This window comes from Streptomyces sp. NPDC002055 (assembly GCF_040296705.1).
Lineage (GTDB): Bacteria > Actinomycetota > Actinomycetes > Streptomycetales > Streptomycetaceae > Streptomyces.
The window spans coordinates 54,536-67,547 of record NZ_JBEOXS010000031.1 but is presented as its reverse complement, the minus strand read 5'-3'; the positions used below and the strand labels follow the sequence as shown (position 1 = coordinate 67,547).

General features: G+C 71.9%; 11 protein-coding genes, 1 pseudogene and 1 riboswitch. Of the genes and pseudogenes, 1 reads left to right on the top strand and 11 read right to left on the bottom strand.

Annotated features, from left to right (window positions below; all coding sequences use genetic code 11):
- Nucleotides 1-21: 21 nt before the first annotated feature.
- The 10 genes from ABT112_RS20465 to rpsB form a co-directional block, all read right to left on the bottom strand.
- Nucleotides 22-1,062, bottom strand: coding sequence for an ABC transporter ATP-binding protein (locus ABT112_RS20465; RefSeq protein ID WP_351511510.1), 1,041 nt, complete (start codon nt 1,060-1,062; stop codon nt 22-24).
- Nucleotides 1,063-2,829, bottom strand: coding sequence for an ABC transporter permease (locus ABT112_RS20460; protein ID WP_502975398.1), 1,767 nt, complete (start codon nt 2,827-2,829; stop codon nt 1,063-1,065).
- Nucleotides 2,805-3,830 (bottom strand): thiamine ABC transporter substrate-binding protein, encoded by a 1,026-nt coding sequence (locus ABT112_RS20455; RefSeq protein WP_351511556.1) that lies wholly within the window; start codon nt 3,828-3,830, stop codon nt 2,805-2,807. The genes ABT112_RS20460 and ABT112_RS20455 overlap by 25 nt, the downstream gene beginning before the upstream one ends.
- Nucleotides 3,831-4,050: 220 nt before the next feature.
- Nucleotides 4,051-4,157, bottom strand: a riboswitch (TPP riboswitch).
- A gap of 57 nt (nt 4,158-4,214) precedes the next feature.
- Complete coding sequence (gene rlmN, locus ABT112_RS20450) at nt 4,215-5,321, bottom strand: dual-specificity RNA methyltransferase RlmN (RefSeq protein WP_351511506.1); 1,107 nt, start codon at nt 5,319-5,321, stop codon at nt 4,215-4,217.
- An 89-nt stretch (nt 5,322-5,410) separates the two neighbouring features.
- Entirely contained in the window at nt 5,411-5,947 is a 537-nt protein-coding gene (locus ABT112_RS20445; RefSeq protein ID WP_351511504.1) for a hypothetical protein, read from the bottom strand.
- Nucleotides 5,948-6,082: 135 nt separating this feature from the next.
- Entirely contained in the window at nt 6,083-7,177 is a 1,095-nt protein-coding gene (locus tag ABT112_RS20440; protein ID WP_351511502.1) for a phosphatidate cytidylyltransferase, read from the bottom strand.
- Complete coding sequence (frr, locus tag ABT112_RS20435) at nt 7,177-7,734, bottom strand: ribosome recycling factor (RefSeq protein ID WP_351511501.1); 558 nt, start codon at nt 7,732-7,734, stop codon at nt 7,177-7,179. Before frr ends, ABT112_RS20440 begins: the two co-directional genes overlap by 1 nt.
- Before the next feature lie 151 nt (nt 7,735-7,885).
- Entirely contained in the window at nt 7,886-8,653 is a 768-nt protein-coding gene (pyrH, locus tag ABT112_RS20430; RefSeq protein WP_351511554.1) for a UMP kinase, read from the bottom strand.
- 167 nt (nt 8,654-8,820) lie between these two features.
- Entirely contained in the window at nt 8,821-9,657 is an 837-nt protein-coding gene (tsf, locus tag ABT112_RS20425) for a translation elongation factor Ts (protein ID WP_351511499.1), read from the bottom strand.
- Between the two features lie 161 nt (nt 9,658-9,818).
- Nucleotides 9,819-10,739: a 30S ribosomal protein S2 gene (gene rpsB / locus ABT112_RS20420; protein WP_351511497.1), complete on the bottom strand. Its 921-nt coding sequence runs from the start codon at nt 10,737-10,739 to the stop codon at nt 9,819-9,821.
- Nucleotides 10,740-10,873: 134 nt separating this feature from the next.
- Here rpsB and ABT112_RS20415 point away from each other — a divergent pair.
- A pseudogene (locus tag ABT112_RS20415) lies at nt 10,874-11,776 on the top strand (peptidoglycan DD-metalloendopeptidase family protein); the annotation flags it as partial.
- 581 nt (nt 11,777-12,357) lie between these two features.
- Here the strand turns inward: ABT112_RS20415 and ABT112_RS20410 are convergent.
- The gene (locus ABT112_RS20410; RefSeq protein ID WP_351511553.1) at nt 12,358-12,915 is read right to left on the bottom strand and encodes a TetR/AcrR family transcriptional regulator; all 558 of its coding nucleotides are present in this window, start codon (nt 12,913-12,915) and stop codon (nt 12,358-12,360) included.
- Between the last annotated feature and the right edge of the window lie 97 nt (nt 12,916-13,012).

Here is a 13,012-nt window from a genome sequence, read left to right as displayed (position 1 = left end):
CCCCGCCCCGGGGCGTTTCCGTCAGCCGCCGGGCAGGAGCACCACCTCGGAGGCGGTGAAGGCGACGCCCACCTCCGTGCCCGGCTCCGGTGCCTCCCGCAGGGCGCAGGCCGCTTCCAGCCGGGGGCCGCGCGCGGGCTCCAGCAGGAGCGTCACATGGGTGCCGCGGAAGGTCCGGGCCGCCACCGTGCAGGGCAGGCCGTCCACCGCCGGGGTGAGCCGCACCCCGGCGGGGCGGACCAGCAGCCGACACTCGCCGGGCGCGCTGCCGGCCGGCACCGGCACCGTGCCCCAGGGAGTGTCGGCAGACCCGCCGTCCACGGTCGCGGTGACCACGTTCTCGAAGCCCAGGAACCGGGCCACGAACTCCGAGGCGGGCCGCTGCCAGACCTCCAGCGGCGTCCCGGTCTGCGCGATCCGCCCATCCCGCATCACCACCACCCGGTCTGCCAGCGCGAACGCCTCCGCCTGGTCGTGGGTGACGGCGAGCACCGTGGTGCCCAGCCGGCGGAACAGCTCGCGCAGCTCCACGACCAGCCGTTCCCGCAGGCTGCGGTCGAGCTGGCCCAGCGGTTCGTCGAGCATCAGCAGATCCGGCCGCGGGGCGAGGGCCCGGGCGAGGGCGACGCGCTGCTGCTCGCCGCCGGACAGCGCGGTGACGGCCCGCCGCTGGGCGTCCGGGAGGCCCACCAGATCGAGCAGTTCGGCGACGGTGCGCTCCTGTTCGGCCCGGCCCGCCCCGCGCATCCGGAGGCCGAAGGCGACGTTGCCGCCCACGTCGCGCTGCGGGAAGAGCTGGTGGTCCTGGAACATCAGGCCCACCCCGCGCCGGTGCGGCGGCACCGCGGTGCGGTCGCGCCCCGCGAGGAACACCGCGCCGGCGTCGGCCCGCTGGAGCCCGGCCACCACCCGCAGCAGGGTGGACTTCCCGCTGCCGCTCGGCCCCAGCACGCACACCGACTCGTGTTCGGCGACCTGAAGGTCCACCGCGTCCAGCGCGGTGCGGTCGCCGAAGCAGACGGTCACCCCGTCCAGGCGCAGCATCGGGTGCGGCGACACCATCTAGAACTCTCCCGAACGGTCGATGCGGATACGTTCCAGCGCCAGCAGCGCGGTCGCGCACACCACCATGAGGACGGTGCTGAGCGCCATCGCCTGCCCGTAGTTGAGCTCCCCGGCGCGGCCGAGGAAGCGGGCGACCGCCACCGGCAGGGTGGGGTTGTCGGGGCGGGCGATGAAGACCGTCGCGCCGAACTCCCCGAGGGACACGGCGAAGGCGAAGCCCGCCGCCACCAGCAGCGCCCGCCGCACCATCGGCAGGTCCACCTCACGCCAGGCCCGCAGCGGGGAGGCGCCGAGCACAGCCGCGGCCTCCCGCAGCCGGACGTCGACCGCCCGCAGGACCGGCAGCATCGTGCGGACCACGAACGGCACCCCGACCAGCGCCTGGGCGAGCGGCACCAGCAGCCACGAGGTCCGCAGGTCCAGCGGCGGCTCGTCCAGGGCGATCAGGAAGCCGAAGCCGACGGTCACCGCCGAGGTGCCCAGCGGCAGCATCAGCAGCGCGTCGAACCCGCGGATCAGCCGGCCGCCGCTCCGCGGCCGGGCCGACCGTCGCCGGAACGGGCGGCCGGCAGTGCCCGGAGCCCCCGCGCGGGTGAGCGCGGCGGCCGCGAGTCCGCCCACCACCAGCGCGATCCCGGTCGCCGCCAGGGCGTACTGCAGGGAGTTCAGGACCGCCTGGAGCGGGGCGACGGCGAAGGTCCCGCCACTGGCGGCCGACGACTGCAGCGCCCGGTAGAAGGTCAGCCCGTACCCGTCGGGCCCGGCGAGGGACCGCTCCACCAGGACGCCCAGCGGCAGCACGAGGAGTAGCCCGATGACCGCGACCACCGCCCAGAGCAGGGCCCACTGCGCCGTCCCCCGGGGGCGCCGGGCCGTGGTCGCCGCGTCGACCAGCCGCAGCGCGGACTCCCGGCGCCGCACCGTCCAGGCGTGCACCGCGAGGATCCCGGCGACGGCGGCGAACTGCACCAGGGTCAGCACGGCGGCGGTCGGCAGGTCCAGCAGCTGCGCGGTCTGCCGGTAGATCTCCACTTCGAGGGTGGCGTAGCGCGGGCCGCCCAGGATCTGGACCGCGCCGAAGGAGGTGAAGGTGAAGAGGAAGACCATCAGCGCCGCGGCGGCCACCGACGGGGCCAGCGCGGGCAGCGTGACCCGGCGCCAGGCCGCGAACCGGCTCGCGCCGAGCACCCGGGCCGCCTCCTCCTGGCGGGGGTCGAGCTGGGCCCAGAGGCCGCCCACGGTGCGGACCACCACGGCGTAGTTGAAGAAGACATGGGCCAGCAGGATCGCCCAGACCGTGGTGTCCAGCCGGACGCCCCACAGCGCGTCCAGCATGCCGCCGCGGCCCAGCAGGGCGAGGAAGGCCGATCCGGCCACCACGGTCGGCAGCACGAACGGCACGGCCACGACCGCCCGCAGCAGCTGCTTGCCGGGGAAGTCGAACCGGGCGAAGACGTACGCGCCGGGCAGCGCGATCGCCAGGGTCAGCGCGGTCGAGGCCGCCGCCTGCCACCCGGTGAACCAGAGCACGTCCAGCACGTCCGGGTCGGTGAGGACCTCCCCGATCCGGCCGGTCCGCCACTGGCCGCCCTCCCGGAGGCCGCGGCCGACGATGGCCACCACCGGGTAGGCGAAGAAGAGCGCGAAGAACGCGAGCGGGACGGCCATCAGGCCGAACCGCACCGCGCCCCCGGGGACCGGCCGCCGCGCGCCGCGCCGGCCGGCTCCCCGGGATCCGGCTACTTCAGAACGAGCGAGGACCACTGCTCGACCCACTGCTCACGGTGCCGGGCGATCTTCTGCGGGGCCAGGGTGGCCGGGTCGTCGATCCTCGCGCCGTACCGGGTGAAGATCCCGGGCACCTTCGCGTCCCGCAGCGCCGGATTGACGAACATCCGCAGCGGCACGTCCTCCTGGAAACGCTTGCTCAGCAGGAAGTCGAGCAGGGCCTTGCCGCCCTTCTCGTTCTTCGCGCCGTTCAGCAGCCCGGCGAACTCGATCTGCCGGAAGCAGGTGCCGGTCGCGACGCCGGTGGGGGCCTGCTTCGGCTGCGGCTTCATGCCCACCGTCTCGGCGGGCGGGCTGGAGGCGTAGGAGACGACGAGCGGCTTGTCGCCCTTCCGGCCGGCGGCCGAGCCGGAGAACCGGTCGTAGTAGGCCTGCTCCCAGCCGTCGACCACCTCGACGCCGTTGGCCTTCAGCTTCTTCCAGTAGCCCTGCCAGCCGGACTCCCCGTACTCGGCGGCCGTGCCGAGCAGGAAGCCGAGGCCGGGCGAGGAGGTGGCGGCGTTCTCGGTGACGAGCAGGTTCTTGTACCGCGGCTCGGTCAGGTCCTCGAACGTCTTCGGCGGCGCCAGCTTCTTGTCGGCGAAGTACTTCCGGTCGTAGTTGACGCAGATCTCGCCGGAGTCGACGGGGGTGACCCGGTGCTCGGCGGCGTCGAGCTGCAGCTTGCTGTCCACCCCGGACAGGCCCTTGGCCTCGTACGGCGTGAACAGGTCGTGGTCGAGGGCGCGGGAGAGCAGGGTGTTGTCCACCCCGAAGAAGACGTCCCCGCGCGGGTTGCCCCGGGAGAGGATCTCCTGGTTGACGGCGGCACCGGCGTCCCCGCCGGGCAGCAGCTTCACCGTGTAGCCGCTCTGCCTCTCGAACTGCTTCAGGACGGCCGGCGAGACGTTGAACGAGTCGTGGGTGACCAGCGTGACCGTCTTCGACGCGCCCCCGTTCCCGGAGTCCCCTCCGCCACAGGCGGCCAGGGCGGGTATGCCGACCGCGGCCGCGAGGACGGCCGCGGCGACTCTCCCGGCGGTGCTTCTCCCGGTCGTGCTTCTCCCGGCCGTGCTTCGGCTGGTGGTGCTTCGGCTGGTGCTGCTCACTGAGTTCCTCCTGGCTGCGTTCCCCGGAACCGTCGGCTCCGGACTCCCGCCCAGGAAGAGACGCGGCCCCGCCCGGTGCCGCGGAGTGCGGCCGGGCGGGGCGCAACAGCTTGAGTGGTGACCGAACTCCCTACGCCGGAATGACCCGGTTCAGGTTCGAGGGTCTGCGGCTCGGTGCCGCACTCTCAGCGCTGTGGCGCTCCCCTGTCGGAATATGCATGTATTCGAACACACCCTAGCAACCGGCCCGGGTGCGCCCCGGGCCGGTTCCGGTCAGCGTTCGGAGGCGGCCAGCTGCCCGCAGGCCCCGTCGATCTCCTGGCCGCGGGTGTCGCGGACGGTCACCGGGACACCGTGGGCCTCCAGCGCGGCGACGAACGCCTTCTCGTCCTCCGGCCGGGACGCGGTCCACTTGGAACCGGGCGTCGGGTTGAGCGGGATGAGGTTGACGTGCACCCGGTTGCCCTTGAGCAGCCGCCCGAGCAGGTCGGCCCGCCACGCCTGATCGTTGATGTCCCTGATCAGCGCGTACTCGATGGAGATCCGGCGGCCGGACTTCTCCGCGTACTCCCACGCCGCGTCGAGCACCTCGCGCACCTTCCAGCGGGTGTTCACCGGCACCAGGGTGTCGCGCAGCTCGTCGTCCGGCGCGTGCAGGGAGACCGCGAGCCGGCACTTGAAGCCCTCGTCGGCGAACCGGAGCATGGCCGGCACCAGGCCGACCGTGGAGACGGTGATGCCGCGCTGGGAGAGGCCGAGGCCGTCGGGCTCGGGGTCGGTGAGCCGGCGGATGGCGCCGACGACCCGGTTGTAGTTGGCGAGCGGCTCGCCCATGCCCATGAAGACGATGTTCGACAGCCGGGCAGGGCCTCCGGGGATCTCGCCGTCCCGCAGCGCCCGCATCCCGTCGACGATCTGGTGCACGATCTCGGCGGTCGACAGATTGCGGTCCAGACCGGCCTGCCCGGTGGCACAGAACGGGCAGTTCATCCCGCAGCCGGCCTGCGAGGAGATGCACATGGTCACCCGGTCCGGGTAACGCATCAGCACCGACTCCACCAGCGTGCCGTCGAAGAGCTTCCACAGCGTCTTGCGGGTGGTGTCGTTGTCGCAGGAGACGTGCCGCATCACCGACATCAGCTCGGGCAGCAGCTCGGCCGCCAGCTTCTCCCGGGCCGCGGCCGGGATGTCGGTCCAGTCGGCCGGGTCGTGGGCGTACCGCGCGAAGTAGTGGCGCGACACCTGACCGGCGCGGAAGGGCTTCTCCCCAATGGCGGCCACGGCCTCGCGGCGCTCGGCGGGGCTGAGGTCGGCGAGGTGCCGCGGGGGCTTCTTGGCTCCGCGCGGCACGGCAAAGGTGAGTTCTCCGGGCTTAGGCATGGCCGTACCAGTGTCGCAGATCGTCGGAGGGCGCCCGGGCCACGGAGGCGTCCGGGACCCACGCCCCGGTCATGCGGTCCCGCGGATGCTCACCGCCCGCCCCCGTGGAGCGGGTCGGCCGGAGGCCGGTCGGAGGGCCAGCCCATGGGCATGAAGCCCAGCGGCGCTATGTCCAGGGACCCGCGCATCTCGTCCGACGCCGCCTGCACCGCCTCGTAGAAGTTCGTCTGCGCGTCACGGAACGGAGCGGAGTCGAGCCCCGCGCCCTCCACCAGCAGATCGCGCATCCTGCGGCCCTGCCGGAGGGCGTGCACCCCGAGCTCCACGACCCGCGGGGGCGCCAGCATCGTGAGGCGGAAGCGCTGCTGGTAGAGGTCGGACCCGCTGAACGCCTCCATGATCGCGGCAGTGCGTTCGTCGATGCCGCCGTACACACGTAACGAGGCCACCCGTATGCCCTCGTGGGACTGTGCGAGTGCGGCGAGGTAGTCCACGTACGACTCCCGCAGGATCTGGTTGCCCTCCTGCCCCAGCGCCCGTTTCCAGCGGGTCCGCTCCACCAGAGCGGTGGTGACCAGGCTCACCACCGCACCGAACACGATGCCCGCCAGCGTCTTCAGGTCCATGCCAGGCACCGTACCCGGACGTCGCGCGTCATGATCCACTCCTGGATGATCCACTCCTGGGGGCGCCGGACGGACGAAGGGCCCGCCGCTCATGCGGCAGGCCCCTGTTCCGGCGGCGGATGCGGTTCGCGCCGCTCAGCCGGCTCCCACGAAGATCACCAGCAGCAGCCACACCACCGGTGCGGTGGGCAGCAGCGAGTCCAGCCGGTCCATGATCCCGCCGTGGCCCGGCAGCAGCTTGCCCATGTCCTTGATGCCCAGGTCCCGCTTGATCATGGACTCGCCGAGGTCGCCCAGCGTGGCGCTGGCGGCGACCGCGAGGCCGAGCAGCAGCCCCTGCCACCAGCTGCCGCCGTCGATCAGGAACTCCATGAACAGGGCCCCGGCGATCATGGCGAAGGCCACCGCGCCGAACAGTCCCTCGCGGGTCTTCCCGGGGCTGATCCGGGGGGCCAGCTTGTGCTTGCCGAAGCGCCAGCCGACGGCATACGCACCGGTGTCGCTCACCACGGTGAGCGCCAGGAAGGTCAGCACCCGCCACGCGCCGTCGTCCGCGGCCAGCATCAGCGCCACGAACGTGGCCAGGAACGGCACGTAGAAGGCCGCGAAGATCCCGGCCGTGACATCCCGGAGGTAGTCCTCGGGGGACTCGGTCATCCGCCAGACCAGCACCGCGAGCGCGGTGAGGGCCATCGCGACCCAGGCGCCCTCCGCACCCCGGACGTAGCCCGCCACGATCATGGCGACGCCGCCGACCGCGAGCGGCACCAGCGGCGTACGGATGTCCTTCTTCTCGGAGAGCCGGGAGGACAGCTCCCAGAGTCCGACCACGACCGCCACCGCGACCACGCCGACGAAGAGCGCCTTCACGATGAAGAGCGAGGCGATGATGACGGCGCCCAGGCCGACGCCGACCCCTATCGCCGCGCGCAGATCCCGGCCCGCGCGCTTCTTCTGCGGGGCCGGCTGCGGCTCGGCGGAATGCCGCGAATGCCTGTGCACTGGGTCGTCCTCCGGGCGCCGCTGCTCGTCGCGGAACAGGGGGCCGCTCAGCCGAGCGGCCCCCCGGTCACGGTCGTCCTGGTCTCCGCCTGTGTCGGGCACGATGGGCATGGGCCGAGTCTGCGCCGCGTCGGCCGCCGCGTGGGCGGGACCCGCCGAGACGGACACGGGCTCCGACGGCCCCCGTACACCGGTGCCCTGCGGGGCTCCCCAGGATGAGTCGTTCATCAGACCTCGAGCAGCTCGGCTTCCTTGTGCTTGAGCAGCTCGTCCACCTGGGCGACGTACTTCGCGGTGGTGTCGTCGAGCTCCTTCTCGGCGCGGCGGCCCTCGTCCTCGCCGACCTCGCCGTCCTTGATGAGCTTGTCGATGCTCTCCTTGGCCTTGCGGCGGATGCTGCGGATCGAGATCTTCGAGTCCTCGCCCTTGCTCTTGGCGACCTTGATGAACTCGCGGCGGCGCTCCTCGGTGAGCTCGGGGAACGTCACCCGGATGATCCTGCCGTCGTTCGACGGGTTGACTCCGAGGTCGGAGTCCCGGATCGCCTGCTCGATGTTGCGCAGCGCGCTCTGGTCGAAGGGCGTCACGACCGCCATGCGCGGCTCCGGCACCGAGAACGACGCCAGCTGGTTGATCGGCGTCAGCGCACCGTAGTAGTCCGCCACGATCTTGTTGAACATCGCCGGGTGCGCACGCCCGGTGCGGATCGCGGCGAAGTCCTCCTTGGCGACCACTACGGCCTTCTCCATCTTCTCCTCGGCCTCGAGGAGGATCTCTTCGATCACCACTTGCTCCTGGTCTTGTGAGTGAGCACAGCCCCGCCCTGCGCTTCTTCTCCTGCACGGTGTCCGACCGGCAGGCCCTTGTCCATCCCCGGGCCGGGCTGTTCGTTACGGCCGGGAACTGCCCCTCCTGCCCGCGGTGCGGGACCGGTGGTCAGGCCCGGGTCCCCTGATCGCTGACGAGTGTGCCGATCTTCTCACCCTTCACCGCACGCGCGATGTTGCCTTCGGTCAGAAGCTCGAAGACGAGGATCGGAAGCTTGTTGTCCATGCACAGGGTGATGGCGGTGGCGTCCGCGACCTTGAGGCCCCGGGTGATCACCTCGCTGTACTCCAGCGCATCGAACTTCACCGCGTCCGGGTTCTTCTTGGGGTCGGAGTCGTACACCCCGTCCACGCCATTCTTCCCCATCAGCAGCGCCTCGGCGTCGATCTCCAGGGCGCGCTGGGCGGCGGTGGTGTCGGTGGAGAAGTAGGGCATGCCCATGCCCGCACCGAAGATGACCACGCGGCCCTTCTCCAGGTGCCGCACGGCACGCAGCGGAATGTAGGGCTCCGCGACCTGGCCCATGGTGATGGCGGTCTGGACGCGGGAGTCGATGCCTTCCTTCTCCAGGAAGTCCTGCAGGGCGAGGCAGTTCATGACGGTGCCCAGCATGCCCATGTAGTCCGAGCGGGCCCGGTCCATCCCGCGCTGCTGGAGCTCGGCGCCGCGGAAGAAGTTGCCGCCGCCGATGACGACGGCGATCTCCGCCCCGCCGCGGACCACGGCGGAGATCTCCCGCGCCATGGCGTGCACGACGTCGGGGTCGACACCGAGTGCCCCGTTGCCGGCGAACGCCTCCCCGGAAAGCTTCAGCAGGAAGCGTCGGCGTGTGGTGCCGTGGTCGCTGTGGTCGGCCTTGTCGGCGCCCTGATTCATGGAGATCTCCTCGTGCACATACGAGGAGGCCATTGCCGGTGGGTCTGTCGAGCCCTCTGCGGCAATGGCCTCCTCGTCACATCTGCGGTCGTCCGGCGCGTAGGCGGCCGACTGCACCCGACCCTAGCGGGTCGGGCGTATTCCGTCGCTGAACGGAGCTGTTCGGGTCAGACGCCGACCCGGAAGCGGGCGAAGCGCTTCAGGGCGACACCGGCCTCGTCCAGAACCTTCTGGACGGACTTCTTGTTGTCCTTGGCGAACGCCTGGTCCAGGAGCACGTTCTCCTTGAAGAAGCCGTTCACCCGGCCCTCGACGATCTTCGGGAGGGCGCCCTCGGGCTTGCCCTCCTCGCGAGCGGTGGCCTCGGCGACGCGGCGCTCGTTCTCGACGGTCTCGGCGGAGATCTCCTCACGGGTGAGGAACTTCGGCGAGAACGCGGCGATGTGCTGCGCGATGTCCTTGGCAACCTCGGCGTTCTCCTGGTCCAGCTCGACCAGGACGCCGACCTGCGGGGGCAGGTCCGGGCTGGTGCGGTGCAGGTAGGAGGCGACGAAGCCGCCGGAGAACTGCGCGAAGCGGTCGAGAACGATCTTCTCGCCGAGGGTGGCGTTGGCCTCGTCCACGAACGCCTGGACGGTCTTGCCGGCCTCGATCTCGGAGGCGAGCAGGGCCTCCAGGTCGGCCGGGGAGGTCGCGGCGACGTGGGCGGCGATGGCGTCGGCGACGGCGACGAACTTGTCACCCTTGGCGACGAAGTCGGTCTCGCACTTCAGCTCGACCAGCACGCCGGACTTCTTGTCCTCGGCGATCCGGGCCACGACGGCACCGTTCTCGGCGCTGCGGCTCTCGCGCTTGGCGACGCCCTTCTGGCCCTTGACGCGCAGGATCTCAACGGCCTTGTCGACGTTGCCCTCGGCCTCGTCCAGCGCCTTCTTGCAGTCCATCATGCCGGCGCCGGTGAGCTCGCGGAGCTTCTTGACGTCAGCGGCGGTGAAGTTCGCCATGGTCTGTCAATCTCTTCTCGAAAAGTCGATTGGATCTACGGGTGGACGGCGGGGGCACCCGGCCCCCGCCGTCATCAGCCGTGACGCTGCGGTGTCCCGGGCCGAAGCCCGGGCACCGCAGGCGGCGGTTGTCCGGGGAGAGTTCCCCGGACCTCGCGGTGTCAGGCCTGCTCGGCGTCCGCGGCGGGGGCCTCGGCCGGCTTCTCGGCCTCGGCGGCGGGAGCCTCGGCCGGCTTCTCGGCCTCGGCCTCGGCGGCGGCGGGCTTCTCGGCCTCGGCCTCGGCCGCGGCGGGCTCGTCGGCCTTCTTGTCGCCCTCGAGCAGGTCGCGCTCCCACTCGGCGAGCGGCTCGCCGGCCTTCTCGCCCGGCTTGGAGTCACCGGTCGCGGCGCCGGAGCGGGCGATGAGGCCCTCGGCGACGGCGTCGGCGATCACGCGGGTGAGCAGGGTGACGGAGCGGATCGCGTCGTCGTTGCCCGGGATCTTGTAGTCGACCTCGTCCGGGTCGCAGTTGGTGTCGAGGATCGCGACGACCGGGATGTTGAGCTTGCGCGCCTCACCGACGGCGATGTGCTCCTTCTTGGTGTCCACGATCCAGACGGCGCTGGGCACCTTCTGCATCTCGCGGATACCGCCGAGGGTCTTCTCCAGCTTGGCCTTCTCGCGGGAGAGAACCAGGAGCTCCTTCTTGGTGAGGCCGGAGGCGGCCACGTCCTCGAAGTCGATCTCCTCGAGCTCCTTCAGGCGCTGCAGGCGCTTGTAGACGGTCGAGAAGTTGGTGAGCATGCCGCCCAGCCAGCGCTGGTTGACGTACGGCATCCCGACGCGGGTCGCCTGCTCGGCGATGGCCTCCTGGGCCTGCTTCTTGGTGCCGACGAACATGATGGAGCCGCCGTGCGCGACGGTCTCCTTGACGAACTCGTAGGCGCGGTCGATGTACGACAGCGACTGGAGCAGGTCGATGATGTAGATGCCGTTGCGCTCGGTGAAGATGAAGCGCTTCATCTTCGGGTTCCAGCGGCGGGTCTGGTGCCCGAAGTGGACGCCGCTCTCCAGCAGCTCCCGCATCGTGACGACGGCCATGGCCGTTCTCCTTGAGGTACTCGGTTTCACTGCGGCCGGGTGGCCGCTGTGCCTGACGCCCCGACGCGCCGTGCCACGGAAGAGATCTTCCGAGGACCGAGGGACGCGGCCGCGGCGCTGTCCTGGAGGACTCGATGCGCCGGCGGCGGGGCGTGCGAAGTCGACCCGGTGACCCGGATCGCCACCAGAAGTGTACGGGACCGCCGAACCGCGGTGCGACACTCATCGGGGCTCCCCACCGGGCATGGGAGCCGCCGGGGCGCGGCGGGAGGACGGGGCGGGGCGGGGCGGGGCGGGGCGGGGCGGGGCGGACGTACCCCACACGCGTGACGCGGTTGTCCACAACCGCCCGGTACTCCACGGATCCGCCCCATGATCCCCGCGCCACGGGCGCGCCGGTCCACAGTCGCCCCATGCGATCCGACGCCCGTTCCCGTTTCCCGGCCCACCCGGGGCCCTCCCGTCCGCTGATCGCCCTCCTGCTGCTGCCGGCGCTCCTCGGGCTCGCCCTCGTGGCGCTGCCACCGGGGCCGCTCGGGCCTGCCCCGATGCCGTCGGCACCGGGGGCGAAGCCACTCACCCCCACGACTCGCGGCGCGGCAGTGGCCGCACCGGCCGGGCAACGGGAAGGGGCGTCCGACGCGCACCGGACGCCACCGGACGAACAGCGGGAGGCGGCACCGGACCGTCCCGGTGCGGACGGGCCGTCCATCGGCCGAGCGTGGCCGGTGGGCGGCCCGGACGCCGGCGCACGCCCCGAGGTCGTACACGGCTGGGACCCGCCTCCCTCGCCCTACGCCGCAGGTCACCGGGGCGTGGACCTGGCCGCTCATCCCGGCGGGACCGTACGGGCGGCTGCCGCGGGCCGGGTGACGTTCGCAGGGAGCGTCGCGGGCCGCCCCGTCCTGGTGATCGAACTCGACGGCACCGGCAGCCCACCGCTGCGCATCACCTACGAGCCCGTACGCCCCGAGGTCCGGAAGGGAGACCGCGTCACAGCAGGGCAGCCGGTGGGAACGCTGGACGACGGCCCCTCCCACTGCCCTTCCGGCTGCCTCCACTGGGGGTTGCGCCGAGGGGACCGCTACCTCGACCCGCTCTCCCTGCTCCCCGCCTGGATGCTGCGCGGCGGACCGTCCCGGCTGCTCCCCGTCTTCGGGGTCCCCGAGCCGCACGGGACGGCCACGACCGACCATGCCTCCGCCTCTTCACCCGAGGCCTACCACCCTGCGGCACCCCTGGGCAGCCATGCCCCTTCGGATCCCGGCGCCGGGCCTGGCTCCGGCGGAGACGGACCTCGCAGAGCCGCGACGGACGGAGACAACGCACACAGGGCCGGCGCTCACAGGGATACCCCGGAAGCAGGTGGCACGGAGGCGAGTCGAGCGGACACAGGGCACACGGCAACGGGCCTTCCCGGAGCGCTCTCCGTCGCCGGAGCACTGATCGCCGCGGCATGGTGGGCCCATCACCGGCTCGCTGCCGGACCGCGTGGTCCGGCACCGTCCGCACCCCAGGAGACAACAGGCGCACAGGAGGACGAACCAGCACGGACGGACGAGCGCAAAAGAAGGCGCGCCGTCAAGCCCTGGAGTCCAGTCCCCCTCTGGGGCGACCCTCAGCCCTTGACCCCACGCAATGCCATCGTCACCGCGGCCTCGGTGATCTGCTCCGGGTCCTCGGCCGCGCCGAGCTCGATCCGCCGGACAGCCGCGTCGACGACGCCTTGCAGCAGCATCGCGGCCAGGCGCGGCTGCCCCTGTCCGAGCTCGCCGAGAGCCTCGACGATCATGGCGATCAGCCCGCCGTGGGCGGCGCGGATCTTCTCCCGGGCGCCGGCGTCCAGTTCTCCCGCGGAGATCGCGACGACCGCGCGGTGACGGCGGTCCCCGACGAGGGCGAGCTGCCGGCGGACGTACGCCTCGATCTTCCCCTCGGCCGTGTCGGCCAGCTCCATGGCGGCCTCGACCTCCGCCGCCCAGACCGGGAAGTCGACCGCGCAGAGCTCCTCGACGACGGCCGCACGGGAGCGGAAGTACTCGTAGACGGACGACCGCGCGAGCCCGGTGCGCTCGGCGAGGGCGGGGAAGGTCAACGCCTCCGTACCGCCTTCGGACAGGAGGGATCGGGCGGCGTCCAGCAGGGCGCCGCGCTGCATGGTCCGGTGCTCGGCCACAGAGGCCGCTCGAATCCTGGGCACCCCACCACTCTACGGACGGCACGTCGGGCGCCGCACTCCACACCACGAAGACCGCACGGACGCAGAAGTAATT